Genomic DNA, 26790 nt, shown 5'->3' on the forward strand with positions numbered 1-26790 from the left:
AGCCGTCGCTGCCGCTGCCGTCACTGTCGCGGGTCGACCTCGACTCGCTGCTGCAGGAGCTGCTCACCCGGGTCGGCGAGGTCATGACCAGCCGGGAGCGGCTCCGCTCGCTGCTGGACGCGGTCGTGGGCATCGGCTCCGACCTCGACCTGCACAGCACCCTGGACCGGATCGTGCGGGCTGCCTGCCAGCTCGCCGACGCGCGGTACGGCGCGCTCGGCGTGATCGGGCCCGACCGGATGCTGGTCGAGTTCATCAACCACGGCGTCACGGCCGACGAGCGCGCCGAGATCGGCGACCTGCCCCGCGGCCACGGCGTGCTGGGGCTGCTGATCGAGGAGCCGCGCCCGATCCGCCTCGAGGACATCACCCAGCATCCGCGCGCGTACGGGTTCCCGCCCAACCATCCGCCGATGCACAGCTTCCTGGGCGTGCCGATCCGCATCCGTGACCAGGTGTTCGGCAACCTGTACCTGGCGGAGAAGCGCGGCGGGGAGCAGTTCACGCAGGACGACGAGAACCTCGTCGCCGCGCTGTCCGTCGCGGCCGGCGCCGCCATCGACAACGCCCGCCTCTACGCGCAGGCGGAGCGGCGGCAGCGCTGGCTCATGGCGGCCGCGGAGATCACGTCGGTGCTGCTGGGTGAGGTACGCCGGACCGAGGCCCTCGAGCTCGTCGCGAGCCGGGCGCTGGACGTCGCGGACGCGGACCTGGCGATGGTGCTGCTCGTCGACGACACCGCCGAGCGGCTCACGGTCGAGGTCGCCGTCGGCGGACCGGACGACGCGGCCGGCTGGTCGATCCCGGTGGCGGGCAGCGAGTTCACCGAGGTGCTGCACCGGCAGCAGCTGTCGGTGGTCACCGACCTCGGGTCGGCGGCGAACTGGCCGGTGCTGCTGTCGACGGGCACGGCGCTGCTCGTGCCGCTCGCGGTCGGCGGCGTCGCGCTCGGTGTGCTCGTCGTCGCGTACCGCAAGGACAGCGTCGCCATCGCCGAAGGCCTCGAGCTGGCGATGGTGGAGACGTTCGCCGGGCAGGCCGCCCTGGCGCTGGAGCGGGCCCGCGCGCAGGACGAGCGGGAGATGCTGGCCGTCGTCGGCGACCGGGAACGCATCGCCCGCGACCTGCACGACGTCGTCATCCAGCGGCTGTTCGCGGCCGGGATGCAGCTGCAGGGCGCCACCCGGCTGTCCGGGCAGCCCGACGTGCGGCAGCGCATCGACCGGGTCGTCACCGACCTCGACACCACCATCCGCGACATCCGCGGCGCCATCTTCGAGCTGCGCGGACCCGCCCCGCACAGCTTCCGCACCGAGATCCGCGACCTGGCCGACGAGGCCCGCGAGGCGCTCGGCTTCCGGCCCGCGCTGCGCATCGACGGGCCGGTCGACACGGCCGTGCCGGACACGCAGCGCACCGCCCTCCTCGCCGTGCTGCGCGAGTCGCTGAGCAACGTCGCCAAGCACGCGAACGCCCGCTCGGTGCACGTCACGGTGGCGGTCACCCACGGGCGGCTGGCGCTGACCGTGCAGGACGACGGGCGGGGCGTCGCCGCGGACGCCGACGCCGCCGGGCACGGGTTGCCGAACATGCGGGCCCGGGCCGCCGACCTGGGCGGCGACTGCACGGTCGAGCCGGCCTCCCCCGGCACCAGGGTCGCCTGGCACGTGCCCCTGTAGCGGCACCGACGACCCGCCGGCGGAGACGGCCCTCGCCGGCTCTCCCGGCGGGAGGGTGGTCAGGTGGAGACGGCCCGCGCCGGCGCGACGCCGACCCTTCCCGCGACGCCGACCCGGACCGCCGCGACGGGGCCCGGGGCTCCTGCCGGGGGCTCCGGCGGCCCGGCCAGCGCCGTCAGGTCGTCGACCGGCGACGAGACGAGCCCGGCCGCGGTCGCCGCGAGCAGGACCGCCGACATCGCCTCACCCGCGGCGACCCAGTCACCCGGCCCGGCGCCCGGCGCGGTGATCACGACGTACGCGGCACGGCGCTGCGGGTCGGGTCCGTTCAGCGTGTACGAGCCGGCCCCGGCCGCCGCCTCGAGCACCGCCAGCTGCTCCTGCGGCACGGGCACGTCGGCGAACGGGCGCCGGTCGCTGCGCCGGACCGCGATCGCGCGGTGCAGCGTGGCGGCCCGCGGCGCCCGCTCGACCGGGCCGGTGCAGCGCAGCTCGGTCAGCAGGGCCGGATCGGCGGGGTCCGGGAAGCGCCACACGTCGACGCCCACCCCCTCGGCGGCGAGGGCCACGCGGGCGTGGTGCAGCGCCGCACCGCAGCTGATCAGCAGCTGCCGGCCGTCGGGGTCGGCGTCGGCCAGCCGCCGGTTCCAGTCCGCGTAGAGGGCGAGCCTGTCCCGGTCGATCCGCCAGCGCCACGGCTGCGTCTCCTGCACCGACGGCGCGTTGAGCGCGGCGAACGTGGCCCGCGTCAGCGACTGGCTGACCGCACCGGTCAGCGGCGCCGCGCCACGGGCGGTGTAGTGGATCGCCACCATGGCGCGCTCCTCGATCGTCCGACGTCACCTGCCACCCACCACGGTCCCGGGGAGCCGCCGGAACCGGCAGGGGCAAAGGTCCTGTTCACCACGGCCCGCCGATGGCCCTGCCGGGTGATGACCTTCGGCCCGTGCCGGAACGCGCGGCGTGGGGTGACGGTGGGACGGATGGGGCCGCCGCGGTCCCACGGCAGGGGTCTCAGGAGGACGCCATGACATACCGGATCGCCATCAACGGGTTCGGCCGGATCGGCCGGGGCTTCATCCGCTGTCTCGTCGACCGCGGGATGCTCGGCGGCGACCTCGCCGTCGTCGCGGTCAACGACCTCTACGACACGGCGACGCTCGCCCACCTGCTCCAGCACGACTCGACGTTCGGCCGCCTGCGCGCCGCGGTGGACGTCGACCCGTCCGGCGGCGGCATGACCGTCGGCGGGCAGTACATCGAGGTGCTCCGCCACAAGGACCCGCTGTCCCTGCCCTGGGAGGACCTCGACGTCGACCTCGTCATCGAGTCCACCGGCAGGTTCCGCGCCCGCGACGACGCCGCGGGCCACCTGAAGGCCGGCGCCAGGAAGGTCCTCATCTCCGCACCGGGCAAGGAGGTCGACGCGACGATCGTGCCCGGCGTCAACAGCGGCACCTACGACCCGGCGCTGCACGACGTGGTCTCCGCGGCGTCGTGCACCACGAACTGCGCGGCGCCGATGGCGAAGGTGCTGCACGAGGCGTTCGGCATCGAGCAGGGATACCTGACGACCGTGCACGCCTACACCAACGACCAGATGGTCCTCGACGCGCCGCACAAGGACCCGCGGCGGGCCCGGACCGCGGCCGTCAACATCATCCCCACCAGTACCGGCGCCGCGAAGGCCATCGGACTGGTCCTGCCGGAACTGGCCGGCAGGCTCGGGGGTGTCGCGCTTCGGGTGCCGGTGGAGAACGGTTCGATGACCGACCTGACCTGCCGGCTGGCGCGGCCCGCGACGGCCGAGCAGATCAACGCGGCGTTCGCCGCGGCCGCCGCGGGCCCCCTCGCGGGGATCCTGCGCTACAGCGAAGCGCCGCTGGTCTCCCGGGACATCATCGGCGACCCGTCGTCCTGCGTCTTCGACGCCGGCCTCACCGCCGCCGACGGGCACCTGGTGAAGGTCTTTGGCTGGTACGACAACGAGTGGGGCTACACGAACCGTCTCGTCGACCTCGCCGCGGTCTTCGCCGGGATCTCCGCCGGGGCCTCCGCCGAGTCGGAGCGCTGACGGGTCGCCGGCCGCGGGGCGGGTAGGAGCCGCCGGTGGCGGCCGGGACGGCAGCGCTCCGCCCGGTGGCTAAAGGACGGCCGCCGTCTGGCGGCGGATCCGGGGCGCCGCTCGGCGGGAGGCCGTCGCGTGGTCGCTGTCGGCGAGCCAGGCGGTGAGGATCCGTCGCATCGGCCGGCCGTGCAGCAGGCCGGCGCGGGTGCCGCCCGCTCGCCGGCCGTCCGGCCAGGTGGTGGTGCGGTCGCTGGTGATGTCGTAGTAGCCGTCGATGCGGCCGTGGCTCTCCTTGACCCGCCGGAGCGACCGCTGCCGGACCGAAGGCCGCTGGCCGCGCGGCCGGTGACGCGCCTGCCGGGCCGATCGGCATGCCACCGCCGAGCGCGCGTGTGCGGGCGCCGGCCGCGCGGGCGGCTCCAAGCCCCCCGCCACCGGCTCGGGCGCCGGAGGCACAGGAGTCGGCGGCACGGGCATCGGCGGCACGGGTGTCGGGGGGACAGGCGTCGGAGGCACCGGCGTCGGCGGCACACCGGGGCCTTCGTACACCGGAGGCGCCGGTGTCACGCCGCCGACGACCATCTGGCTCAGCGCCCGCTCCGCGCCGATGCACAGGTCCTCGACGTAGCCGAGGCCGGCCGCCTCGGCCAGGTGTCTCGCCTCCGGGCTGACGGTGCCCGGCTCCAGCCATACGGCGCCGGCACCGGCCGCCGCCGCGTCGCGAACGATGCCGGGGGCGTCGGCGGCGGGCCGGAAGACGCTCACGATGTCGACGTGGCACGGGATGTCGGCCAGGCGGCCGTAGACCCGCTCGCCGAACAGCCGGACGTCCTCCAGGTTGACCGGGATGGTCCGCCAGCCGTGCTCCTGCAGCATGCGTGGCACCCAGTTCGCGGGCGCGAGCGGGTCGCGGGAGGCTCCGACGACCGCGATCGTCCGCGCTCCGGCCAGGAGTTGCCGCGGGGTACACACTGCCCTCACCTCCAATGCGTGCGGGACCTCGACCACACCGTCAAGCATTGCCCGGGCCTTCGCCGTCGCACAGGGCAGACGACCCGTTTCCCGGACGTCCGGCCCCGCCGGGCGCCGGTGCCGGCGGATGGTGGGCGACGAGCACCGGGCAGTCGGCGCGGTGCAGCAGCCGTAGCCCGACCGAGCCGAGCAGCAGCCCGGCGAACCCGCCGTGGCCGCGGCTGCCCACCACGGCGAGCCGCGCCTGCCGCGACCGGTCACACAGCACGTCGGCCGGGTCGCCGGCGACGCCGTGGAACTCCCACCGAACCCGAGGATGACGCTGCCCCGCCGCCGCGACGCGTGCGGTCGCCGCTTCCTCCAGGACCCGGCGGGTCTCGACCGTGTCGTACAGCACCGGGGGCAGGCCGACGGCCGGCGGCCCGATCGGCGTCTCGATCGCCCGGACCGCCACGACGTCACACTGCCACCGGGCGGCCTCGGCGAAGGCCAGCTCCAGCGCGCCGTCGGCAGACAGCGACTCGTCGACACCGACGAGCACGCCACCGGACGGGTCCTGCCGGCCACGCACGACCACGACCGGGCAGGCGGCGTGGGTGGCCACCTGCTGGGCGACCGAGCCGAGCACGGCGGCGACGGCACGGTGGCGGCCGCGGGTGCCGACCACGAGCAGCCCCGCACCCTCGCCGGCCCGGATGAGGACCCCGGCGGGTTGCCCCAGCACGGCCTCGGCGGTGACGTCGATGCCTGCCGCGACGGCCCCGGCCTCGCGGGCGGCGTCGGCGGCGAGCATCTCGGCCAGGTGTTGCGCGGTCTCGGCCAGGTCGGCGGGCGGCGCGAACGCCGCCGGCACCCGCCAGTGATAGGCCAGCACGACGTGCAGCGACCCGTCCCGCCGCTGGGCGGCGGCCGCGGCCCAACGTACGGCGTCCAGCGACGGCGCCGTGCCGTCGACGCCGACCACGACCTGACCGCTCGCCATCACACGCCCTTCCCGAGGCCGCGCCACGGCCGGGTGCCGAGGATCGACGGGCCACGCGGGGCGGTGCGGCGTCCGGTACCCCTGCCCGGCCGGTCCTGGTTCACGCACGGGCCAGGGCGAAATCACCTCCTCCTCCCGGCCGGCGCCGCTGGGTGCCCGGCCGCGTCCCGAGGTGCTGCGGCGCCGGAACCTCGGGGTGAGCCTCCGGGCGCTAGCCCGGCGGTTCACGCAAGCGATGACGTTTGCCCGGCGGGGACCGGGTCACTGCCGGCTCACCGGGCCGGCAGTGAGGAGATCCGTTGACCAGCGCCTCGATCACCGGCGAGGTCGTGCGTGCCGCCGGTTCCGGCGAGCCGCGCGTGCCGACGGTCACCCCACGATGGCGGCGGCTGCTGGCCGCCCACTACTTCTGGGTCGTGCCCGGGCTCGTGATGCTGGGGCTGGGTCGCTACCGGTACCTGACGCCCCGGCTCTGGCGTGACGAGATCGCGACGTGGAGCGCCGCCGTCCGCAGTGTCCCGGAGCTGTTCGACCTCCTGGGCAACACGGATGCGGTCGCCGGCGGCCACTACCTGTTCATGCACTACTGGATCGCCGTCTTCGGCGACTCCGCCGCGTCGCTGCGGACCCCGTCGCTGCTCGCCATGGCCGCCGCGGCGGCGCTGGTCGCGCTCACCGGCAACCACCTGCACGGGGGCGCCGGCGGCCTCGCCGCGGGGCTGCTGTTCGCGGCGATCCCGGCGACGTCCAGGTTCGCGCAGGAGGCCCGCTCGTATGCGTTCGCCACCCTGGCGGCCGCCCTGGCCACCTACCTGTTCGTGCGCGCCCTGGACCGGCCGGGCTGGGGGCGCTGGGCCTGGTACTCGGCCGCCCTCGTCCTGGTCGGGTGCGCGCATCTCGTCGCGCTCCTGCTCCTGTCCGGCCACGCCGTCGCCGTCGCCTGGCTGCTGGCCGTCGACCGGGACAGGCGGCTGCTGCGCTGGCCGGCGGCGGCGGGCCTCGGCATCGCCGCGCTGTCTCCGTTGATCCTCGTGGCCCGACGCCAGCGCACCACCCAGATCGGCTGGATGCCGGTGCCGGCGGCGCACGACCTCCTGCCGACGCTGACCATGGTCACGGCGTCGACGCTGGTCGCCGGCGCGCTGGTCGGCATGGCCGCGGCCGGGTCGCGGCGAGGTGGCACGCGAAGCCTGCTGGTGTGCGCCGGCGGTGTGCTGGCGCCGCCGATCGCGGGTTTCGTCGTGTCCCAGTCCACCCCGATCTGGTGGCCGCGGTACCTGCTGTTCCTGCTCCCGGCGCTCGCGCTCCTCGCCGCGCGGGCGCTCGCGCGGGCAGCGCTGCCGGCCGTCGTCGCCGGTGCCGTCCTCGTCGGTCTGCTCGGCCTGCCGGACCAGCTGGCGATCCGCGGCCCGGCCGGCCATGAGGCGGACCGTTACCCGGCCGGGCCGTGGTACACCCCTCCGGACTGGTTCGGCGCCGCGCGTATCGTCCGCTCCGGCCAGCGGCCGGGCGACGGCATCGTCTACGTCGGCGACTCGGACCGCGCCCGCTCGATGTTCATGCTGCGCAGCACGATGGACTACCACCTGCGCACCGACGCCACCCGGCCCAAGGACGTCTACCTGGACAGGTCGGCGGCGCAGATCGGCGCGTTCTGGGCCCGGGAGTGCGCCGACCCGAAGGCCTGCCTCGCCGGGACCGGACGGGTGTGGGTCGTCGCGGTGTCCACACAGGACCACATCGTCGCCGGGGCGGGCAACGACGCCGGGTTGGCCGCGCTGCGGGGGTACCGGTCCGTGCGGGTCTGGCATCCGGGCGGCCTGACCATCGAGTTGGTGCAGCACACCGGCTGACGGACCCTCTATGGCAGGCAGGGCAGCGGGGCAGCCGGGTCAGTCGGTCAGCGGCCCGCTGGCGCGGTCCGTGTCGGCGCCGGCGCTGGTGCGCCGGCTCTGGCCGTGCTCGCCGTACCAGTCGATGATCAGCAGCGTGGCGTCGTCGGCGAGCACGGGGCCGGCGACCCGCAGGACCGCGTCGGCCAGGGCGCGGGTCGCCTCACGCGGGTGCAGGCCGGCCACCCGCAGCAGCTCGGCGGGCAGGTCGAGCTGCGCGGCCCGGCGCTCCCGCACCCCGTCGGTCACGATCACCAGCCGGTCCCCGGCCGACAGCCGCAGCTCGCCGCTGCCGAACGTCGTGCCGGGCAGCATGCCGAGCGGGATGTTGCGCGGTAGCCGCACCTGCTCGACCCGCCCGTCCCGGATCAGCAGCGGCGGCAGGTGTCCGGCGTTGATCAACGTACACACGCCGCCGGCAAGATCGATCCGGCCGAGGACGGCGGTGATGAACGTGCTCGCGGCGGAGGCGTGCTCGGCCACCGCGGCGTTCGCGACCTCGGCCTGCTCGACGAGGCTCCGCCCGCGGCGGCGGGTGTTGCGCAGGCTGCCCACGCCCAGCGTGGCGGTCAGCGCGCTCGCGACCCCGTGCCCCATCGCGTCGGTGACGCTGAAGTGCAGCGAGTCGCGCGCCAGGGAGTAGTCGAACGTGTCCCCGCCGATGCTGGCCGCCGGCTCCAGCCAGCCCGACAGGGCGAAGGCGCCGGCTTCGCAGGTGAACGCGCCGGGCAGCAGCCGGCGCTGGATCTCGGCGGAGAGGTTGAACGGTGTGGTGCGCTGCCCCCACTCGAACAGGTCCGTGTGCCGCCGGTTGGCGATCACCACGAAGCCGAGCAGGTGCGCGATCCGGCCGATCTCCTGCACCGCCCGCGGGTCGGGCTCGTCCGGCAGCACCAGCTCCAGCAGGCCGATCGCCTCGCCGCGCTCCGTGACCGGCGCCCACACCGTCCACCCGTCGTCGCCGTCGAGCACCTGCGGTGTCTGTGTCCGCAGGGCCTGCTCCGTCGGCCCGCCGTCGAACGGCAGCACGGTGGCGACCTCGTCACCGCGGCGGCGGCCCGCGTCTGGGCCCGCGGGATGCTCCTGCGGCGCATACGCCAGCCGGACCAGTGCGCGGCCGCCCAGGTCGGCGATCAGGAACGACGCCGACCGCGCGTCGAGGGCCTTGACCAGCTCCCGGGTGATCGCCTCCACGGCGTCGACCGGCGCCGCGTCTTCGACCGCGCCGAGCACCGCCCCCAACATCGACGTCTCACCAAGGTCCACTCCCGAATCATACGATCGCTGCAGCATCCGGACACGGGAAGAAGGCGGGACCCCGCGCGGCCGGGCCCCTGGACAACAGCCGCACGGACACAATCCTGTCGCCACCAGCGACACGATGCCTCCACTCAACAGCGCGGTTCCGGCCGATGGACGGATGTCGACCGCCATCGGGCACGCCGACACTCGTCGCATGCCGGAGCTGCCAGACCCCCAAGACGTCGTCATGCACGTCCTGCTGTGGCTGGGTGTGCCGGCGCTGCTCATCGGCGTGCTCACCACCGTGCTGACGTTGCTCGCCTGGAAGCAGTTCGCCGTCGCGGCCGCACGCCACGGCAGGACGGCGCTGCGGACCGCGCGCGACTCGGCGCTGTACTGGAGCACCGAACGGCAGCGCGCGACCGTGAAGTTCGTCGTGTGCAGCGCCTGCTTCATCGCGATCGCCTACGCCGTCGCGCAGCTGGTCGGCTTCGTCGTGCAGCTGAGTCAGGAGGAGTCGGTCACGAAGGTGGACCACGTCGACTGGCAGTACGTCCTCGACCAGGCGCTCAGCTACCAGCGGTGGGGCGTCGCCTCACGGTGGACGGTCATCGCCGCGGCCGCTTCGATCGTCCTGCTGAACATCGCCGACCTGGCCCGCATGCGCCCGCTCCGGCAGCTGCTCGTCGGCCTGTGGACCGCTGTCCTCGTCGTCGGTCTTCTCGGGGCGGCGTACCTCGCGTTCGCGGGTGCGGCCCTGGCCATCGGCCTGCTCATGGACCCGACCGCGCCGGTCTGGCTGCTGGTGCTGGAGGTGCTGGGGATCCTGTCCCTGGTGCTCCTGCCACGGCTCGGCAAGACCATCGACACGTCGAGCAGGCAGATCTACACGTTCGACTGATGCTCAGCCGTGGACGCCGCCGGGGCCGGGCAGGTCGGGGTCGCTGGTGGTGTGCGGGAGGTTGATCAGCGTGAGGACGTGGTGGGCGGTGCTGCCGGCGGGTGCGTACAGCCGCAGCGGACCGGCTCCGTCCTGACGGTGGCGGTACAGCTCGGCGACGGCGGCGCTGGCGAGGTGGGTGACGCCGGTGAGGTCGACGGTCAGCCGGTGGGTGCCGCCGAGCGTGCGCCGGACCAGCTCCGCGCGGAGCTCCGTGGCGTGGCGGGCGTCGAGCGGGCCGTGGACGGCGATGCGGTTGCTGGGCGAGTCCGGCTGCTCGACGATGCGCATCAGGTCCGCCGCCTGGTGCGCGGCCAGGACGGCGCCGTGGCTGATCTGGCCGGCGGTGAGCAGGCGGGCCGAGCCTGACAGCCGGCGGTGCACCGTGGCGGTGGTGCCGTGCTCGCCCCGGTGGATGTCGAGGCGGTCCGCGAAGGCGGCGGTCATGGCCAGCCCGAGTCCGTGGTCCTCGCGGAACCGCTCGTCGCCGGGGCGGGGCCGTTCGTGCCAGCGGCCGTTGTCGGTGACGTCGATCCGCGCCCGGCCGTCGTCGTGCAGGTCGGCGGTGAGGGTGACGGTGGCGTCGCCGGTGTCGGGCCGGGCGTGCTCGTAAGCGTTGGTGGTCAGCTCGACGACCGCGTGGGCGAGGGCGAGCCGGTCGTCCTCGCCGGCGTCGTGGGCGGCCAGCCAGGCGGTCAGCGCGTCGCGGACGGCGGTGGTGGACCGGGCCGCGGGCAGGTGCAGCCGCAGCGGTGGTGCGGGGACGCGGCGGCCCGCGGCGAGCAGGGTGACGTCGTCGGTGTGCCCGGTCTCGCGTACCAGCAGCTCGAGGGTCTGGGTGCAGACGCGGTCGACGACGGAGTCGCCGGGGGCGTCGAAGCCTCGTCCGGCGACCGCGTCGGTGGCGACCCGGGCCAGCTCGACCGTGGCGGCCGCCGGGGTGCGGCCGGGTCGCTCGATGATGCCGTCGGTGTAGAGCAGCAGCACCTCGTGCGGCTCGACCCGGCCGGTCGCGACCGCGAAGCGGGCGCCGGTGCCGAGCGGACCGGCGCCGGACGCCGGCAGGTAGCGGGCGGTGTCCGGGCCGACCACCAGCGGCGGCGGGTGCCCGGCCGTGCAGTAGGTCAGCGCGCCGCCGGTCAGGTCGAGGACCGCCACGCACACCGTCGCGGCATGCGCCTCGGGCACGCGGCATGCCAGCCGGTCGGCGGCTTCGATCGCGGCCACGGGGTCACCGGTCTCGTCGAGCCGGTCCTGCATCACCGCGCGCAGCTGCCCCATGGTCGCGGCGGCGGCGACGCCGTGCCCGGCCACGTCACCGACGACGAGCGCGACCCGGCGCCCGGCCAGCGGGACGGCGTCGAACCAGTCGCCGCCCGCGGCGTCGCCGGCGTCGGCCGGCAGGTAGCTGGCCGCGATCCGCGCCGACGGCAGCACCGGCAGGCCCGGTGGCAGCAGGTGCCGTTGCAGCCCGGTGATCACGTCGCGGGCGGGCGCGGAGCGCCGCTCGGCCTCGGCGGCCCGGCGCTGTTCGGCCCGCCGGCGCCGGACCTGTTCCGTGACGTCGGTGCCGACGCCGGTCACCCCGACGACCGTGCCTCCGGCGTCGCGGCAGGGCTCCGCGACGAAGTCGACGTAGGCGTCGCGCATGCCGCCGTCGCCGTCGTCGCGGATCTGGACGCGCCAGCCCTTCCCGATCTGGGTGGCACCCGTGGCGAGGACCCGCTCCAGCATGGGAATGATCCGCTGCCCGGTCCACTCCGGAAACAGTTCACGGGCGGTGCGGCCCACCACGGAATCGTTGCCCACGAACGCCCGGAACGCCGCGTTGGCGGCGGCGACGCGCAGCTCGGCCCCGGTGTAGGAGACCAGGATCGGCCCCGGCGACCCGGACCGGTCCCGATACGTCCTCGCGTCACCGGGGCGCGCGTCGGCATCGTCTGACACCGGCTCACCACATCGTCGTGGAAACGTACTGCACCACTTGGATGTACCACACCGCCGGGCCAGAGCGGCGCACCCGCACCGGGCGGCCCGCTCACGGCGGCCGGAGCAGCGGCACCGGGGCCGGTTCCGGCGCGGCGAGGCAGAGGTACTGGCGCAGGGCATGGGCGTCGGGTGCGGTGGCCGTCGTCAGCGAGGCCGGCCCGGCGAGCGGCACGCGGACGGCGGTGGGGCCGAGCACGCGCGGCGCGCCCGGCGCCACGCCCGGGTGGACGTGCAGCAGCGAGCCGGTCGCCCTGGCGGCGCCGAGGACGGCCGGCCCGGCCCAGCCGTCGGCGCCGGGACCGACGTCGAGCCGCTGGCGCAGCAGCGGCCGGCCGGCGTAGGTCACCGACGTGCTGACGGTGAGGTCGCCCGGCGCTTCGTCGTGCCGGCCGCAGACGAGCTCGTCGCGCCACAGCAGCGTCGCGCCCTCGCCGGCGTCAACGCTCGCGGCGGTGGTGTGGCGGCAGTCGGCGGCGGCGCCGGTCTGCTCGGGCAGCCAGTGCAGCGTCCCGCCGCCGGCGACGGTCACCCGGACGTTGAGGTGCGAGGGTGCGCCCGTACGCGAGGGCAGGGCGATCGACGCGGCGACGGTGCGCAGGCTCAGCCTCGCCCCCGCCCCGACGTCGATGTCCAGTCGCAGGTCGTCCCCACCGAGTGGGCCGGCCGCGCCACCGACGAGCGGCTCGGTGGCCCAGCCGGCGTCGAGGTCCGCGGCGACACCGGTCCGCCGCAGCAGCAGCGGGGTCTCGCCGCGGAGCTGGGCGAGCCGGGTGCCGCCGCGGCCGTCGGCCTCGGCGACGACCCTGGCGTGCGCCCGCATCAGCCGGTCGCGGCGTGGGCGTGCGGCCGGCCCTCTTGGTGGGCTTGGTGATGGGCTTGGTGGTGGGCACGGTGATGGGCTTGGTGGTGGGCGACGAGATGGCGCACCCAGTCGGCGACCGCGGTGGCGTGCGGGTCGGTCGCGATCGACAGGAAGATCGTGGGCAGCTCGCCGCGGCGGGCCCGGGCGTCCCGGTCCATCACCGCCAGGTCGGCGCCGACCATGGGCGCCAGGTCGGTCTTGTTGATGACCAGCAGGTCGGCGGCGGTGACCCCGGGCCCGCCCTTGCGGGGGACCTTGTCGCCGCCGGCCACGTCGACGACGAAGATCTGCTGGTCGATGAGGCCCTTGCTGAAGGTGGCGGTGAGGTTGTCGCCGCCGCTCTCCACCAGCACCAGGTCCAGCGGCCCGAGCACGGACTCCAGCTCCTCGACGGCGTCGAGGTTGGCGGAGATGTCGTCGCGGATCGCGGTGTGCGGGCAGCAGCCGGTCTCCACGGCACGGATGCGTTCCGGTGGCAGGACCGCGTTGCGCTTGAGGAAGTCGGCGTCCTCGGTGGTGTAGATGTCGTTGGTGACCACGCCGAGGCGCAGCTCGCCGCCGAGGGCCCGGCACAGCGCGGCGACCAGGGCGGTCTTGCCCGATCCGACGGGCCCGCCGATGCCGATCCGCAGCGCCCGTCCTCCGTCGGCGGCGTCGGTGAGGGGTGCGTGCGGGTCGACGTCGGGGTGCGGGTGGCTGTGCGGAACGGTCTCGTCGTGGTGGCTGTCAGGACGCAAGTCGTGGTGGCTGTCAGGACGCAAAGAGACGCACCTCCCAGGTGGCGTGAGTTTCGGCGTGGATGTCGGCCAGTGGTGCGGTGTTCGCCGGCAGGTCGGCGGGCGCGGCGCCCGCCTCGGCGGCCGCGAGAGCGGCGACCCGGTCGCAGGTGGCGGCCAGCCGGGCCAGCAGCGCCTGGGCCTGATAGGGGTCGAGCCCGAGGAGTCGTACGGCGGCGCTGGCCGGACCGGTGACGATCCCGTGCGTGGCGACCAGCGCGGTCTGCTCGGTGGTGAGGCCGGCGGCTGCCGCCGTCAGCCCGAGCGCGATCGGCTGGTGGCAGCCGTCCGCGTGGTGCGGAACCTGGGCGAACAGCGGGGACGGCCAGGTGGTCCGGCCGGCCCGCAGCAGCGCCCGCCCTTGCCGGCGTGAGGCGAGCCGCAGCGCGGGCGAGGCCGTGCGGGCGTCGAGCTCCGCGTCGAGCTCCGCCAGGACGGCGCCGAGGGCTACCGCCTCGGCCGCCGCCTGTCTGGTGGCCGCGGCGAAGGCCGCCGTCACGGGGCCGGCGGTGGCCAGCCGGCCGCGCAGGAACGCCTCCAGCTCGGGTATTCCGGTGACCCGCCCAGCGGCCACCGCGGCCTCCAGGCCGCTGGAGTGGGCGTGGCCGCCGGAGGGGAACCGGCCGTCGGCGAGGAGCAGCAGTGTGGTGTCCATGGCGGCTAGAACAGGAAGTACCGCTGGGCCATGGGCAGCTCGGTCACCGGGTCCGGGTCCACCACTTCCCCGTCGATGCGGACGGTGAACGTGTCGGACTCGACCTCGATGCGCGGCATGGCGCCGTTGTGCGGGAGGTCGGCCTTGCCGCGGGACCGGACGTCCGCGACGGGGACGAGCCGGCGCCGGACGTCCAGCTCCAGCCCCGCCTCGATGGCCGCCGGGGCGACGAACGCGACGCTGGTCGCCGCCGGCACGACACCGTATGCGCCGAACATCGGCCGCGGCAGGACCGGTTGCGGGGTGGGGATGGAGGCGTTGGCGTCACCCATCTGCCCCCACGCGATCATGCCGCCCTTGATGACCACGTGCGGGCGGACACCGAAGAACGCCGGATCCCACAGCACCAGGTCGGCGAGCTTGCCGGCCTCCACCGAGCCGACCTCGGTCTCCAGGCCGTTGGCCATCGCCGCACAGATCGTGTACTTCGCGACGTACCGGCGGGCGCGGTGGTTGTCGGCGGCGCCGTCGCCCGGCAGCGCGCCGACGCGGGCCTTCATCACGTGGGCGGTCTGCCAGGTCCGCATCACCACCTCGCCGATGCGCCCCATCGCCTGCGAGTCCGAGCCGATGATCGAGATGGCGCCGAGGTCGTGCAGCAGGTCCTCGGCGGCCATCGTCGAGGGCCGGATCCGGCTCTCGGCGAACGCCAGGTCCTCCGGGATGTCCGGCGACAGGTGGTGGCACACCATGAGCATGTCCAGGTGCTCGGCGAGCGTGTTGCGGGTGTACGGCCGGGTCGGGTTGGTCGAGGACGGCAGCACGTTGGGGAGGCTCGCGACGGTGATGATGTCCGGTGCGTGGCCGCCGCCGGCGCCCTCCGTGTGGTACGAGTGGATGGCCCGCCCGTTGATCGCCCGCAGGGTGTCCTGGACGAACCCGGCCTCGTTGAGCGTGTCGGTGTGGATGGACACCTGGACGCCGGAGGCGTCGGCGACGCGCAGGCACGCGTCGATGGCCGCCGGGGTGGTGCCCCAGTCCTCGTGCAGCTTGAACCCGCCCGCCCCGCCGCGCAACTGCTCCCACATCGCCTCCTCGGAGACGGTGTTGCCCTTGCCCAGCAGCAGGACGTTGACCGGCCACACGTCGAGCGCCTCGTGCATGCGGGCGAGGTGCCAGACGTTGGAGGTGACGGTCGTGGCCTTGCTGCTCTCGGCCGGGCCGACCCCGCCACCGACGAGGGTGGTGACGCCGCCGGCAAGGGCCTCGGTGACGAGCTGCGGGCAGATGAAGTGCACGTGGGTGTCGACCGCGCCGGCGGTGAGGATCTTGCCGTTGCCGGCGACGATCTCGGTCGACGGCCCGATCACCAGGTCCGGGTGGACGCCGGGCATGATGTCGGGGTTGCCGGCCTTGCCGATCGCCACGATGCGGCCGTCGCGGATGCCGACGTCGGCCTTGACGATCCCCCAGTGGTCCAGGATCACCGCGCCGGTGATGACGGTGTCGGGGGTGCCCTCGGCGCGGGTGGCCCGGGACTGGCCCATCGACTCGCGGATCACCTTGCCGCCGCCGAAGACGGCCTCGTCGCCGCCGGCGCAGTGGTCGGCCTCGACCTCGACGATCAGGTTGGTGTCGGCGAGCCGGATGCGGTCGCCGGTGGTCGGCCCGTACAGGGCGGCGTAGCGCCGCCGATCCAAGTAGCTCACAGCGCACCGCCGCATTCGCCGCGCAGCCCCGGGACGACGCGCGCGCCGCCGAGCGGGACGAGGTCGACCTCGCGGCTGACGCCGGGCTCGAAGCGCACGGCGGTCCCGGCCGGGACGGCCAGCCGCTGTCCCCACGCCGCGGCCCGATCGAAGTCCAGACCGGGGTTGGCCTCGGCGAAGTGGTAGTGGGAGCCGACCTGGACGGGCCGGTCGGCGGTGTTGGTCACCATCAGCGTGGTCACCGGACGGCCGGCGTTGATCTCGACCGGTTCGTCGGCCGGGAAGACCTCGCCGGGGATCATGCGATCGGGTGGTGCACAGTCACCAGCTTGGTGCCGTCCGGGAACGTGGCCTCCACCTGCACCTCCTTCAGCATCTCGGGGATTCCGTCGAGCACGTCGTCGCGGGTGAGCACGTGCCGGCCGGCCTCCATGAGGTCGACGACCGTACGGCCGTCGCGGGCGCCCTCCAGCAGGAACGCGGTGATGATCGCGACCGCCTCGGGGTGGTTGAGCCGCAGGCCGCGTTCGCGCCGGCGGCGGGCCACGTCGGCGGCGACGTGGATGAGCAGGCGTTCCTGCTCGTGCGGGGTCAGGAACAACGAGTCCTCCAGGTCATACGGACAGCGCCTGCCGGACCGCGGTCCGGGCGTCCTCGCCGCCCTGACCGGACGAGGTGACCCGGCCGGCCTCCAGAACGTAGTACCGCCCGGCCGCCGCGAGCGCAAAGCCGACGTGCTGCTCAACGAGGAGCACCGACACGCCGCCACGGCCGGCCACGGCCAGGATCGTCTGCTCGATCTCCGCCACGACGGTCGGTTGGATGCCTTCGGTCGGTTCGTCCAGCAGCAGCACGCGCGGCCTGGTGATCAGTGCCCGGGCGATGGCCAGCTGCTGGCGCTGCCCGCCGGACAGCAGACCGGCCCGGCGGCCGAGCAGTCCCGTCAGTGCGGGGAACAGGTCGAGGGCCTCGGCCGTCGCCTCCTTGCCGCCGGGGCGGCCGTCCGCGACCAGCTGGAGGTTCTCGGCGGTGGTCAGGTGCGGGAAGGACTGCTGGCCCTGCGGCACGTACGCCATGCCGCGGGCGACCCGCTGGTGCGGCGCGAGACCGGTGATGTCCTCGCCGTCCAGGCGGATCGTCCCCTGCCGGGGTTTGAGCAGCCCGATGGCGGCGCGCAGCAGGGTGCTCTTGCCGGCGCCGTTGTGGCCGAGCACCGCGGCGACGCCGCCCGCCGGCACGTCGGCGGATATCCCGTGCAGGACGACGCTGCGCCCGTACCCGACGTGGACGTTGTCGAACTGGAGCATCAGGCCTCCTGGACGGCGGGCTCGGCGGCGTGTCCCAGGTAGACCTCCTGGACCTTCGGGTCGGCCTGCACCTCGGCCACCGTGCCCTCCGAGAGCACCTTGCCGACGTGCATGACGGTCACGGTGCGGGCGTACCGGCGGAGGAAGTCCATGTCGTGCTCGATAACCACGACCGTCCGGTCCCGGGCGACCACGCCGAGCAGCTCGCCGGTGGCGTCCCGCTCGTCCTGGCTCATGCCGGCGACCGGCTCGTCGAGCAGCAGCAGCTGGACGTCCTGGACGAGCAGCATGCCGATCTCCAGCCACTGCTTCTGCCCGTGCGCGAGGGTGCCGGCGAGCCGGTCGCGCTGCCCGGTCAGCCCGATCGTCTCCAGGGCCCGCGCCACCGACTCCGGCACACCGCGGCGGCGGCGCAGCAGGGTGAGCGCGCCGCGGCCGGCGCCGGCGGCGATGTCCAGGTTCTGCAGGACGGTCAGCTCCTCGAAGACCGTCGCGGTCTGGAAGGTGCGCCCGACGCCGAGCCGGGCGATGCGGTGCACCGGCCGCCCGAGCAGTTCCTGTTCGCCGAAGCACACGGATCCGGTCGCCTTGACGAGGCCGGTGACGGCGTCGACGAGGGTGGTCTTGCCGGCGCCGTTGGGTCCGATGAGGAAGCGGATGTCGCCGGGGCGCACGTCGAGGCTGACGCCGTCGACGGCGGGGAACCCGTCGAAGACCACCCGCAGGTCCCGGATCCGTAGCCCTGCCAGCTCGTCACTCATGCGGCCACCTCCTGTGCGGCACCGGCCGTGGACGCCGTCCGGCCGGGTGGACTTTCCGCGGTGCCGGGTGGGCTTTCCGCGGTACGGCGCCGGGCGCGCGCCATCCGGACCAGCGACGCCAGCCCGCCCGGCAGGAACGCGACGACGAGCACGAACAGCAGCCCCTGCAGGTAGGTCCAGGCGGCCGGGAACTGCTCCGACAGCGTGGTCTTCGCCCACGCCACGGCGACCGCGCCGAGCACCGGGCCGAGCAGCGTCGCCCGGCCGCCGACGGCGACGCCGATGACGAACTCGATCGACGGCACGATGCCGATCAGCGCCGGGTTGATGATGCCGACCGCCGGCACGAACAGCGCCCCGGCGAGGCCCGCCATGCCCGCGGCGGTGACGAACGCGACGAGCTTGACGTTGGCCGGGTCGTAGCCGAGGAAGCGGACCCGCTCCTCGGCGTCGCGCACCGCGACCAGCAGCTCGCCGTAGCGGCTGTGCATGAGCTGGCGGACCGCGAGCAGCAGCAGCAACAGGACGCCGGCGATGATGAAGTACACCATCCGCTGGTTGACCGGGTCGTCCAGGTCGTAGCCGAAGAAGCCCTGGAAGTCGGTGAGCCCGTTGGTGCCGCCGGTGGTGCCCTGCTGGCCGATGAGGAAGATCGCCATGGCGGCCGCGAGCGCCTGCGACAGGATCGCGAAGTAGGCGCCGCGCACCCGGCGGCGGAAGACGAGCGAGCCGAGCAGGAACGCCACCGCCATCGGCAGGAGCACGGCGGCCGGGAGGGCGAAGTACGGGCTGGCGAACGGCCGCCACCACCACGGCAGCTCGTCCAGCTGCCCGTACAGCTCCATGAAGTCCGGCATGTTGCCCGGACCCGCGTCGGCGAGCTTGAGGTGCATCGCCATCGCGTAGCCGCCGAGGCCGAAGAACACGCCCTGGCCGAGGGTGAGCAGCCCGCCCCGCCCCCAGGCCAGTCCGATGCCGATCGCGACCATCGCCAGGCACAGGTACTTGGCCAGCAGGCCGAGCCGGAAGTCGGAGAGCGCGAACGGGGCGACGGCGAACAGCAGCACCGCGCCGGCGGCGAACCCGGCGCCCACCCGCAGGGACGCGCCGCGCGCAAGAAGGCGGTTCAAGTCAGGCTCCGGGTGCGTAGGGTGAACAGCCCCTGGGGCCGCCACTGCAGGAACGCCACGATGGCGATGAAGACCACGACCTTCGCCACGCTCACCGTGGTCGAGTACTCCACTGTGGACTGCAGGATGCCGAGCACGAAGGCGACGATGACGGTGCCCTTGAGCTGTGCGATGCCGCCGACCACCACGACGAGGAACGCGTCGATAATGATGTTGGTGCCCATGGTCGGGCCGATCGGCCCGAGCAGGGTGAGCGCGACCCCGGCGACCCCGGCGAGGCCGGAGCCGATGAAGAAGGTGAGCCGGTCGACCCGGCCGGTCGGGATGCCGGAGACCGCGGCGAGGTCACGGTTCTGCACCACCGCGCGGATCCGCCGGCCCAGGGAGGTGTACCGCATGACCAACGTCAGCGCCGCGACGGCGAGCAGTGCGAGGGCGAGGATGAACAGGCGGTTGTTCGCCAGCACCAGGTCGCCGACGATCTTGACGTTGCCGGTGAGCAGGTCGGGGGCGCGGGTCTGCACGTTGGGGGCGCCGAAGATGTCCCTGGCCGCCTGCTGCAGGATCAGCGAGACGCCCCAGGTGACCAGCAGCGTGTCCAGCGGGCGGGCGTAGAGCCGGCGGATGAGCAGGAACTCCAGCAGCACGCCCATCGCCCCGGCGATGAGGAACGCGACCGGCAGCGCCACGAGCAGCGAGAGGCCGGCGACGGTGATGACCTGCTGCAGCACGAACACGGTGTAGGCGCCGGTCATGATGAACTCGCCGTGGGCCATGTTGATGACGTTCATCTGGCCGAAGGTGAGGGCCAGGCCGAGCGCGATGAGCAGCAGCACAGCACCGATGCTGACGCCGGTGAACAGTTGACTGACGATGACCATCGGAAACGTCCGTTCGGATGCGGGCGGGGGTGGCGCAGGACGGGCCGTCCCGCGCCACCGGGCCGGGAGGTCAGGACAGGCCGGTCGCCCAGGGGTAGCCCTTGAGGTACGGGTCGGGCTTGACGGGCTGTCCGGAGTTCCACACCTCGGTGATCAGGCCGTCGGCGCCGACCTTGCCGATGCGGGCCGTCTTGTAGATGTGCTGGGTGGCGCCGTCGACGGTCACCTTGCCTTCGGGGGCGTCGAACGTGATGCCGTCGGAGGCGGCCTTGACCTTCTCCACGTCGAAGGTGCCGGCCTTCTCGACCATGGCCTTCCACAGGTAGACCGAGGTGTACGCGGCCTCCATCGGGTCGGACGTCGGCTTGTCCGCGCCGTACTTGGCCTTGTACGCCTTGACGAACTTGTCGTTCGCGGCGCCCGTCGTGGTCTGGTAGTAGTTCCACGCGGTGAGCTGGCCGTCGAGGTACTGGGTGCCGATGCTCTTGACCTCCTCCTCGGCGATCGACACGGACACCACCGGCATCGACGCGGCGGTCAGGCCGGCCGACTTGTACTCCTTGAAGAAGGCCACGTTGCTGTCGCCGTTGAGGGTGTTGAACACCGCCGCCGCCTTGGACGCCTTGACCTTGTTGACGATCGTGCCGAACTCGGTGGAGCCGAGCGGCGCGTAGTCCTCGCCGAGGACGGTCATCCCGTTGGCCGCCGCGTACGCCTTGATGATCTTGTTGGCGGTCCGCGGGAACACGTAGTCGCTGCCGACCAGGTAGATCGAGGTCTTGCCCTGCGACTTCAGGTAGTCCAGGCCGGGCACGATCTGCTGGTTGGTGGTGGCGCCGGTGTAGAAGATGTACGGCGACTGCTCGAGCCCCTCGTACTGCACCGGGTAGAACAGCAGCGCCTTGTTCTTCTCGAAGACCGGCTTGACCGCCTTGCGGCTGGCCGAGGTCCAGCAGCCGAACACGGCGGCGACCTTGTCCTGCTGGATGAGCTTCTCGGCCTTCTCGGCGAAGGTCGGCCAGTCGGAGGCGCCGTCCTCGCTGACCGGCTGGATCTTCTTGCCGAGCACGCCACCGGCGGCGTTGATCTCCTCGACGGCGAGCTTCAGCGAGTCGCGGACCGTGACCTCACTGATGGCCATGGTGCCGGACAGCGAGTTGAGCAGGCCCACCTTGACGGTGTCACCCGAGGTGTCGGCGGCCGCGCCGGGGCCGGCCGCCTTCTCGCCGGTCTTGCTGCCACATGCGGCGAGCGTCAATGCTGCTGCGAGCATCGCTGCACACGCCGCGACGCGGCGTCCGCGGAACCTGGACATGGAACCTCCTTGCTCCCCACAGGAGCACGAAATTCGGCATTCGGTGTTTGGCGCACGCATTCGTCGTGCCTGAACATTCGATGGCCGCGGCTCGTGGCGAGCGGCACTACGCGTCCAGGTGCTGGTGTGCGGTCAGCGTCATCGAGATTGATTTCTGCGACGTTTCCCAGCCCTTAATTCACCGTTTCTGCACGCTGCGTCGCAGGGCTTGCGGACGTGAAAAAAATAGCCGGCCAATAGGCCGGCAGAATGGGACACGACGAAGGCCCCCACCGCGGCGGACGGGCACGCGGGCGGGGGCAGTCCAACATCCGGAAGGTCCACGACGTGCGGAGCTTCCCGAGATGCTTCACGCAGGAAGCATCTTCGATGTCGACGGCTCACGCTGTCAAGAGCGTCCTACAGCTGGGTCACCACGTCGAACTCGAGCCCTCGGGCCTCCGCGAGGTATATACGCTGGCGCATGTGCCGGCCCCGCATCCGCAGCAGCCCGCGCGGCCCCTCGTAAAAAACCGTCCCGGCACTGGCGTCAATGGCCCGGACATCGAGTGACTGAGCCCGTTCGATCAGCGCCGCGAGCAGCAGCACCCCCTCGTAACAGGACTCGCCCAGGCTGCCCAGCGGCGGGGCGTCGACCCCGAACCGGCGCGCGTACTGCCCGTGGAAGTCCAGGTTCTCCGCGGTCACCAGCGACGCGAAGAACCCCGCGGTGCTGAACAGCCCGCGGGTCGCCGCCGCGCCGCTGCCCAGCAGCATGTTCTCGTCCATCAGCGTGCTCAGCCGCAGGCACCGCTGGTCCAGGCCGTACCGGGCGAACGCCCGGTTGAACCGCACGGCGTCGTTGCCGACCAGCAGCATCAGGACCGCGTCGGCCTCGGCGTGCTCGACGCGGCGCAACACGTCGGCGAAGTCGTGCGTGCCCAGCGGCACGTACACCTCGCCGCAGATGCGTGCGCCGCACTGCGCCGCGTACCGCCGTGCGGCCCGCGCGGTGCGTCTCGGCCAGACGTAGTCGTTGCCGACGACGAACCAGCGCCGCAGCCCGCGCTCCCGGGCGAGGGTCCGCATCGCCGGGTACAGCTGCTGGTCGGGCGTCTCGCTGGTCAGGAACACTCCATCGGTGCGTTCGCCGCCCTCGTACAGCGCCGTGTAGACGTACGGCACGCGCCCCGCGATCCGCGGCGCCACCGCCTGCCGCACCGACGAGATGTGCCACCCGGTGACGCCGTGCACCGCCCCGACCGCCACCAGCGCCTCGACCTCGGCGGCCACCCGCTCCGGCGCGGCACCGCCGTCGACCGGCACCAGGCGCAGCTCGCGCCCCAGCACGCCGCCGGCCCGGTTGACCTCCTCGACCGCCAGTTCCGCGCACAGCTCACAGCTCGGCCCGAAGATCCCGGCCGGCCCCCGCATCGGCACGACCAGCGCCACATCCAGCGTCTCGCCGCTCACACGCAGCAGCTCGGAATGCCCGCGCGGCAACGGATCCGGCAGCACCGGACCGGAGACCAGCCGGTCAGACCGAGACATAGCGTCATGCTTCCCGGTGCCGCGCATGATCTCCAGAGCGTTCCCACGGATGCGGCCGTTCTGTAGCATGACACTGCTCACCGGCCGTAGGAGTGGCATGACGATCTCGCGCACGCCTCAGCCCCAGGACCTGATCCGGCTGCTGACGCGGGCCGAGCGGCTACTGGGCCGGCGCCTGGCCACGGTCCTCGACACCGAGGGCTGCACGCCGGAGGCCTGGCGGGTCATCACCCTGCTCTCCGACGGCGCCGGCCACCACATGACCGAGATCGCCGAGCACGCCTTCCTCCCGCCGGCCACGCTCACCAAGCTCCTCGACCACCTCGTGGAGGAGAACCTGGTGTACCGGCGGATCGACGAGATCGACCGGCGCCGCATCCGCGCCCACCTCACGCCCCGGGGCCGGCGGCTGCACCAGCGGGTCAGCCAGCGGGTCGAGGCCAGCATGGCGGCGCTGCCCGCGGCCGACGGCGACCACGACCTCCTGGAAGCGCTCCTGACCCGCCTCGTCGACTCCCTGGAGGACCGGGAGGCCGGCGCGGCGCGCCCGCCGAGACGCAAGCACCTGGACGCGGCACACACCGGCGCGTCCTGACAGGCCCGAGGCTCAGGCGACGAGCAGGCGGAGGCCGAGCTCGGCGGCGTCGAGGTCGGCGAGCCCGGGGTTGCGTTCCGCCCACCGGCCCGAGGTGAGGTCGTCGTGGAGGCTGCCGACGGCCCGCCGCTCGGCGTGCTGCCCCACCCTGGTCCAGACCGACACCGCGCGGCGCACGTGCTCGTCGAGGTACGCCTCGGGCCGGCGCCAGTAGGCCTCGAAGAAGCCGTCGGCGCAGTCCCACGGAATCGGCACCGGCTCCGCGCGGCCCCCGATCGCGCGGGTCATGTCGGCCACGGAAGGCCAGCCGACGAGCAGCTCCGCGAACTCCGGCAGGTAGTCGCGGACGAGCCAGAACCGTTGCCGCCAGTCGGTGCTGTCGGCGTCGTACGTCAGCACCACCACGCGACGGGCCACCCGCCGCATCTCCCGCAGCCCCGCGACCGGGTCGGGCCAGTGGTGCACGGTGCTGACCGCCATCGCCGCGTCGAACGACTGGTCCTCGAAGGGCAGGCGCCCGGCGACCGCGGCCACGCACGGCGCCGCGCCCGCGGGACGCTGCGCCCGCATGACCGCCGACGGCTCCACCGCCGTGACGTCGCGGTCCGGCGGCTCGTAGGAGCCCGTGCCGGCCCCGACGTTCAGGACCGTCCGCGCGTCCCCGAGCGCCGCCCAGATCCGGGCGGCGATGCGCGGCTCGGTGCGCCGGGTCGCCGGGTACGCGGACCCGATGGCGTCGTACAACCGTGCGCCGAACGCCTGCAGCTGCTCCTCCGGCGGTGTGCTGATCCCCATTGCCCGGGCCTCCAGTTCCTTGTCGATGGCCACCACCATGGCGGCGGCGCGGTCGCGCTGGTCGAGCAGCAGGCCGCGCAGCCGGCGCAGGTGCGCGACCGCGTCGGTGGCCGGGTCGTCGACCAGGTCCGCGATCTCGCGCAGGCCGAAGCCCAGCCGCCGGTACGCCAGCACCTCCCGCAACCGCACGACGTCGCCCGCCGAGTAGGCCCGGTGCCCCGCCGCGGTCCGTGAGGACGGCCGCACGAGGCCGATCTCGTCGTAGTGATGCAGCGTCCGGACGGACACTCCGGCCAGCTCGGCCACCCGCCCGACGCTCAACTGCGCTTCCACGGCACCGACTATCCGCCATGACGCCACGTGAGGGGCAAGCGCGTGATCCGTATCCTGGGCCGATGGTCCGCCTGGGCATCGACTTCGGCACGACGACGACGGCAGCGGTCATCGCCACCGCGGGCGTTCAGGTCCGGCCGCTGCTCTTCGACGGCTCGCCGCTGCTCGGCTCGGCCGTGCTCGCCTCGGCCGAGCACGGGCTGCTGGTCGGCGACGAGGCGGAGCGGGCCGCGATCGCCCACCCGGGCGCGCTGGAGCCGAACCCGAAGCGGCGCATCGACGAGCAGACGGTGTGGCTCGGCGAGGAGTCCCGGCCCGTGACCGAGCTGATCGCGGCGGTGCTGCGCCGGGTTCACGAGCAGGCCGTCGAGGCCGCGTCGGGTGAGCCGCTGGTGCCGACGCTCACGCACCCCGCGACGTGGGGCCCGACCCGCAAGGCCACGCTGCGCGCCGCCGCCGAGCAGGCCGGCCTGGCCGGGGCACGGCTGCTCGCCGAACCGGTGGCCGCCGCCGCGTACTTCACCGACGTCCTCGGCCGCGACGTCCCGCGAGGCCGCTGCCTCATCGTCTTCGATCTCGGCGCCGGCACGTTCGACCTGAGCATCGTGCGTGCCGACGGCGACGGCGGCTTCACCGTGGTCGCGGTCGACGGCCTGGAGGACGTCGGTGGCCTGGATCTCGACCAGGCGGTCGTCATGCACGCCCGGGCACTCACGGGCGGGCACGAGGCGGCGTGGGGGCGCCTCGAGTGGCCGGCCGGCGAGGAGGACCGCCGCGCGGCGCGGGAGCTGCGGACGGCGGCCCGCGCCGCGAAGGAGCAGCTGTCCCGCCGTTCCAGCGCCGACCTGTACGTCCCGCTGGCCGCGACGACGCTGCACATCACCCGCGAGGAGTTCGAGCGGGCCGCCCTGCCGCACCTGCAGCGCACGGTCGCCGTGACACAGTCGGCGCTGCGCCACGCCGGCGTGGGCCAGTCGGAGGTGGCCGGGCTGCTGCTGGTCGGTGGCGCGTGCCGCACTCCGCTCGTGGCGACCCTGCTGCACCGCGCGCTGCGGGTCGAGCCGGTCGTCAGCGACCAACCGCAGCTGGCCGTCGCGGAGGGCAGCGTGCGGACCGCCCCGCCGCCACAGACTCCGCCGCCGCCACAGACTCCGCCGGTGGTGGTGCCCCGCACGGCTCCCGCCGCCGCGCCGGGGGCAGGCACCGTTGGAGTTGGGGCTGAACCGACGCCCGCCGTCCGGGCCCGGGCACAGGTCCGGGTGACCCCGCCCCGGCCGCGCGGGACGTGGCGGCGCCGGCCGGCGTCGCGTGGCACCACCGGCTCCAGGCCGCCCGGACGCTCAGGGACACCTCGTCCCCGGGCAACCGGCTGTGGTGTGTCGACGTCTCCGGCGACGAACGGCTCGTCGCGACCAACGGCACGAGCGGCGAGGTGCTGCTGTGGAACGCCTCGACCGGCCGGGAGCTGCGCCGCCTGCCGGGCATGCGCGTCCCCCTGCTCAAGCGCGCCGCCCGCAGCGTCCCGGGCCGGCTCGGCTCCAGCACGCTGGCCTTCGCCCCCGACGGTGCGGTGCTCGCCACCGCCGCCGGCCACCCGAAGATCCGGCTCCTCGACGTCGACACCGGCAGGGTGGTCACCGAGCTGAACGGCGACCAGCAGCAGATCCGGCAGATGGCGTACTCCCCGGACGGCCAGCTGCTCGCCGCCGCCGACGGCAGCACCACGGTGCGGCTCTGGAAGGCCAGGACCGGGCATCTGCACCACCTGCTGAGCAAGTTCGGCGCCGCGACAGGGTCCGTCGCGTTCACACCCGACAGCTCGCTGCTGGCCACCGCCGGGGCCGGCGACATCGGGCTGTGGGACCCCGCCACCGGCAAGCAGGTCAACCGGCTCCGGCACAACACCGTCTTCTCGTACTGCGCCGTCGCGTTCTCCGGCGACGGGACGTACCTCGCCGGCTCGACCACCAACGGCCGCGTCGTGCTGTGGGAGACCGACACCTGGCAGGTCGTCCGGGACGTGACGGTCGCCGGGGCGTACGCCCCGGTCTGGGACGTCGCGTTCGAGCCGGGCGGCACCGTCTTCGTCACCGGCGACGACGAGGGCACGATGTCCGCCTGGGACGCGGCGACCGGCAGGCAGACGGGATCGATCCTCGCGCTTCCACCCGACCGGTTCCGCCGGCGCGGCTCGGCGGTGTGCGTGGTGCGCTTCAGCGCCTCGGGCCGGTACCTGACCGCCGCCACCGGCCTGCACGACGTCCGCCTCTGGGCCGTGACCACGCCGCGTCCCGCGGCGCCGCCGCCGCGGGATCGCGGGTCGCCGTGACCGGGTCAGGTGCCGAAGCCGACGGCCACGTCGACAATTGGTCCTGAA

General features: G+C 73.9%; 24 protein-coding genes and 1 pseudogene. 7 read left to right on the top strand and 18 right to left on the bottom strand.

The window, feature by feature from the left end:
- Nucleotides 1-14: 14 nt before the first annotated feature.
- Nucleotides 15-1679: a sensor histidine kinase gene (locus ABD332_RS30975; protein WP_344506033.1), complete on the top strand. Its 1665-nt coding sequence runs from the start codon at nt 15-17 to the stop codon at nt 1677-1679.
- Nucleotides 1680-1738: 59 nt separating this feature from the next.
- Here ABD332_RS30975 and ABD332_RS30980 read toward each other — a convergent pair whose 3' ends face one another.
- Nucleotides 1739-2494: a hypothetical protein gene (locus ABD332_RS30980; protein WP_344505874.1), complete on the bottom strand. Its 756-nt coding sequence runs from the start codon at nt 2492-2494 to the stop codon at nt 1739-1741.
- Between the two features lie 212 nt (nt 2495-2706).
- On the opposite strand from ABD332_RS30980, the gene gap reads away from it, so the two are divergent.
- Nucleotides 2707-3753, top strand: coding sequence for a type I glyceraldehyde-3-phosphate dehydrogenase (gene gap, locus ABD332_RS30985; protein WP_344505875.1), 1047 nt, complete (start codon nt 2707-2709; stop codon nt 3751-3753).
- Nucleotides 3754-4338: 585 nt separating this feature from the next.
- Here gap and ABD332_RS30990 read toward each other — a convergent pair.
- Both ABD332_RS30990 and ABD332_RS30995 read right to left on the bottom strand, forming a co-directional pair.
- Nucleotides 4339-4767 (bottom strand): annotated as a pseudogene (locus ABD332_RS30990) (CoA-binding protein); the annotation flags it as partial.
- The gene (locus ABD332_RS30995; RefSeq protein WP_344505876.1) at nt 4760-5701 is read right to left on the bottom strand and encodes a universal stress protein; all 942 of its coding nucleotides are present in this window, start codon (nt 5699-5701) and stop codon (nt 4760-4762) included. The gene ABD332_RS30995 and the pseudogene ABD332_RS30990, both read right to left, overlap by 8 nt.
- 299 nt (nt 5702-6000) lie before the next feature.
- Here ABD332_RS30995 and ABD332_RS31000 point away from each other — a divergent pair, with 299 nt between their 5' ends.
- Nucleotides 6001-7554, top strand: a complete 1554-nt coding sequence (locus tag ABD332_RS31000; RefSeq protein ID WP_344505877.1) for a glycosyltransferase family 39 protein — start codon at nt 6001-6003, stop codon at nt 7552-7554.
- A 39-nt stretch (nt 7555-7593) separates the two neighbouring features.
- Here ABD332_RS31000 and ABD332_RS31005 read toward each other — a convergent pair whose 3' ends face one another.
- Nucleotides 7594-8859: a PP2C family protein-serine/threonine phosphatase gene (locus ABD332_RS31005; RefSeq protein ID WP_344505878.1), complete on the bottom strand. Its 1266-nt coding sequence runs from the start codon at nt 8857-8859 to the stop codon at nt 7594-7596.
- A gap of 190 nt (nt 8860-9049) precedes the next feature.
- Between ABD332_RS31005 and ABD332_RS31010 the strand changes: the two genes are divergently transcribed.
- Nucleotides 9050-9736 carry a hypothetical protein gene (locus ABD332_RS31010; RefSeq protein ID WP_344505879.1) on the top strand — a complete coding sequence of 229 codons (687 nt, stop codon included), beginning with the start codon at nt 9050-9052 and terminating at the stop codon, nt 9734-9736.
- A gap of 3 nt (nt 9737-9739) precedes the next feature.
- Here ABD332_RS31010 and ABD332_RS31015 read toward each other — a convergent pair whose 3' ends face one another.
- The 13 genes from ABD332_RS31015 to ABD332_RS31075 form a co-directional block, all read right to left on the bottom strand.
- Nucleotides 9740-11722 (bottom strand): SpoIIE family protein phosphatase, encoded by a 1983-nt coding sequence (locus tag ABD332_RS31015; RefSeq protein ID WP_344505880.1) that lies wholly within the window; start codon nt 11720-11722, stop codon nt 9740-9742.
- 91 nt (nt 11723-11813) lie between these two features.
- A complete protein-coding gene (locus tag ABD332_RS31020) occupies nt 11814-12584 on the bottom strand; it encodes an urease accessory protein UreD (protein WP_344505881.1) in 771 nt (256 codons plus the stop codon).
- Nucleotides 12584-13363: an urease accessory protein UreG gene (gene ureG, locus ABD332_RS31025; protein WP_344505882.1), complete on the bottom strand. Its 780-nt coding sequence runs from the start codon at nt 13361-13363 to the stop codon at nt 12584-12586. Before ureG ends, ABD332_RS31020 begins: the two co-directional genes overlap by 1 nt.
- Before the next feature lie 13 nt (nt 13364-13376).
- Complete coding sequence (locus ABD332_RS31030; protein ID WP_344505883.1) at nt 13377-14057, bottom strand: urease accessory protein UreF; 681 nt, start codon at nt 14055-14057, stop codon at nt 13377-13379.
- Between the two features lie 5 nt (nt 14058-14062).
- A complete protein-coding gene (locus tag ABD332_RS31035; protein ID WP_344505884.1) occupies nt 14063-15766 on the bottom strand; it encodes an urease subunit alpha in 1704 nt (567 codons plus the stop codon).
- The gene (locus ABD332_RS31040) at nt 15763-16068 is read right to left on the bottom strand and encodes an urease subunit beta (protein ID WP_344505885.1); all 306 of its coding nucleotides are present in this window, start codon (nt 16066-16068) and stop codon (nt 15763-15765) included. Before ABD332_RS31040 ends, ABD332_RS31035 begins: the two co-directional genes overlap by 4 nt.
- Entirely contained in the window at nt 16065-16367 is a 303-nt protein-coding gene (locus ABD332_RS31045) for an urease subunit gamma (RefSeq protein WP_344505886.1), read from the bottom strand. Before ABD332_RS31045 ends, ABD332_RS31040 begins: the two co-directional genes overlap by 4 nt.
- A gap of 13 nt (nt 16368-16380) precedes the next feature.
- The gene (gene urtE, locus ABD332_RS31050) at nt 16381-17073 is read right to left on the bottom strand and encodes an urea ABC transporter ATP-binding subunit UrtE (protein ID WP_344505887.1); all 693 of its coding nucleotides are present in this window, start codon (nt 17071-17073) and stop codon (nt 16381-16383) included.
- On the bottom strand, nt 17073-17834 hold the full coding sequence (gene urtD, locus ABD332_RS31055) for an urea ABC transporter ATP-binding protein UrtD (protein WP_344505888.1): 762 nt from the start codon (nt 17832-17834) through the stop codon (nt 17073-17075). The genes urtE and urtD overlap by 1 nt, the downstream gene beginning before the upstream one ends.
- The gene (gene urtC / locus ABD332_RS31060) at nt 17831-18964 is read right to left on the bottom strand and encodes an urea ABC transporter permease subunit UrtC (RefSeq protein WP_344505889.1); all 1134 of its coding nucleotides are present in this window, start codon (nt 18962-18964) and stop codon (nt 17831-17833) included. The genes urtD and urtC overlap by 4 nt, the downstream gene beginning before the upstream one ends.
- Nucleotides 18961-19845: an urea ABC transporter permease subunit UrtB gene (urtB, locus tag ABD332_RS31065; RefSeq protein ID WP_344505890.1), complete on the bottom strand. Its 885-nt coding sequence runs from the start codon at nt 19843-19845 to the stop codon at nt 18961-18963. Before urtB ends, urtC begins: the two co-directional genes overlap by 4 nt.
- Nucleotides 19846-19915: 70 nt before the next feature.
- On the bottom strand, nt 19916-21160 hold the full coding sequence (urtA, locus tag ABD332_RS31070) for an urea ABC transporter substrate-binding protein (RefSeq protein WP_344505891.1): 1245 nt from the start codon (nt 21158-21160) through the stop codon (nt 19916-19918).
- A 399-nt stretch (nt 21161-21559) separates the two neighbouring features.
- On the bottom strand, nt 21560-22690 hold the full coding sequence (locus tag ABD332_RS31075) for a substrate-binding domain-containing protein (protein WP_344505892.1): 1131 nt from the start codon (nt 22688-22690) through the stop codon (nt 21560-21562).
- Between the two features lie 97 nt (nt 22691-22787).
- On the opposite strand from ABD332_RS31075, the gene ABD332_RS31080 reads away from it, so the two are divergent.
- Complete coding sequence (locus ABD332_RS31080) at nt 22788-23285, top strand: MarR family winged helix-turn-helix transcriptional regulator (RefSeq protein WP_344505893.1); 498 nt, start codon at nt 22788-22790, stop codon at nt 23283-23285.
- Nucleotides 23286-23297: 12 nt separating this feature from the next.
- Here the strand turns inward: ABD332_RS31080 and ABD332_RS31085 are convergent, their stop codons facing one another.
- A complete protein-coding gene (locus ABD332_RS31085) occupies nt 23298-24413 on the bottom strand; it encodes a MerR family transcriptional regulator (protein ID WP_344505894.1) in 1116 nt (371 codons plus the stop codon).
- Nucleotides 24414-24475: 62 nt separating this feature from the next.
- Between ABD332_RS31085 and ABD332_RS31090 the strand changes: the two genes are divergently transcribed.
- Both ABD332_RS31090 and ABD332_RS31095 read left to right on the top strand, forming a co-directional pair.
- Entirely contained in the window at nt 24476-26059 is a 1584-nt protein-coding gene (locus ABD332_RS31090; RefSeq protein ID WP_344505895.1) for an Hsp70 family protein, read from the top strand.
- Nucleotides 25984-26742 (top strand): WD40 repeat domain-containing protein, encoded by a 759-nt coding sequence (locus tag ABD332_RS31095; protein WP_344505896.1) that lies wholly within the window; start codon nt 25984-25986, stop codon nt 26740-26742. The genes ABD332_RS31090 and ABD332_RS31095 overlap by 76 nt, the downstream gene beginning before the upstream one ends.
- The last annotated feature ends 48 nt before the right edge of the window (nt 26743-26790 follow it).

It is taken from the genome of Dactylosporangium maewongense (genome assembly GCF_039531485.1).
Classification (GTDB): Bacteria; Actinomycetota; Actinomycetes; order Mycobacteriales; family Micromonosporaceae; genus Dactylosporangium; species Dactylosporangium maewongense.